General features: G+C 60.1%; 1 protein-coding gene. It reads right to left on the bottom strand.

The window, feature by feature from the left end; genetic code table 11:
- Positions 1-283: 283 nt before the first annotated feature.
- Complete coding sequence (locus QM470_RS21385; protein ID WP_272971882.1) at positions 284-1,018, bottom strand: 16S rRNA pseudouridine(516) synthase; 735 nt, start codon at positions 1,016-1,018, stop codon at positions 284-286.
- Positions 1,019-1,179: the final 161 nt, after the last annotated feature.

Here is a 1,179-nt window from a genome sequence, read left to right as displayed (position 1 = left end):
GACACATCAGGCGATTGCTGCTTCAGCAATCGCCTTTTTTGTTGCCCGCACACTGACACTTGCTGCCTCCCACCCCACGGCATAGCGGCCCATACGGGAAGCCAAGCGAGCCACAACAGCAAAAGGCACCTCCCGACCCGCAGGGACAGGGTCACGGCGCAGCCACCACCAGGCGCACGCATGGCACTGCACCCAGCACACCACATGAAAAAAGCCCATTGCCTGCCAAGCAGGAATGGGCTTTGTCACCAATGGCAGGCCTCGCATGCCATGTACGCCATCTTCAGGGGCGCAGCAGCTCCAGGTCGGCGGCCGTCAACCAGCGCCACTGCCCCGGCTCCATGGTCGCCGGCAGCTCCAGACCGCCGATCTTCCAGCGGTGCAGGCCTTCCACACGGTTGCCCACCGCTGCCAGCATGCGCTTGACCTGGTGGTATTTCCCTTCGGTCAGCGTCAAATCCAGCGTGCATTCATCCACCTGCACACAGGCAGCCGCCCGCACCGGCTTGGGGTCATCGTCCAGCACCACACCGGCCAGCAGACGTTCCACCATCTGCGCCGTCACCGCATGTTTGGCCTGCACCCGGTAGACCTTGGGCACATGCTTTTTGGGCGAACTCATGCGGTGGATGAACTGGCCATCATCGCTGAGCAGCAGCAAGCCCGTTGTATCCTGGTCCAGACGCCCCACCGCCTGCAGGCCCTGGATTGCATTCTTGTTCGGCCTCTGGCGCAGCGGCATCGGCAGCAAGGTATAGATACTGGGGTGGGCCGAAGGCTTTTGCGAGCATTCCGTGCCGGCCGGCTTGTACAGCAGCACATAGCCTTTTTCGTGGTATTCCCAGTCCACACCCTGCACGCGGAATTTCAAACCCTCCGGATCCAGGTCCAGCGTGGAGTCGGTCACGCGCTGCATCTCGCCATCGACACACACCTCGACCCAGCCTTGCTGCACCAACCCGGAACACACACGGCGAATGCCAAAGCCCTGGGAATACAGAATATCTTGCAACTGCATAACACCACCTCACCGGATTGCCCTGCGCAATCCATTTCAGAACATTCAAAAACCGGAGCACGCTCAGCGCACACGGCATTGCTTCCAAATAATCTTCTATTTGAAACCCAAGCCCATCAATTCGCAAGCGCTACGCTTTTCGAGAGCAATTCACGCCCCCA

The sequence above is a fragment of the Comamonas sp. 17RB genome, from assembly GCF_030056555.1.
GTDB classification, from domain to species: domain Bacteria; phylum Pseudomonadota; class Gammaproteobacteria; order Burkholderiales; family Burkholderiaceae_C; genus Comamonas; species Comamonas terrigena.
The sequence above is the reverse complement of the archived record's forward strand: the minus strand, read 5'-3'. Positions and strand labels throughout refer to the sequence as shown.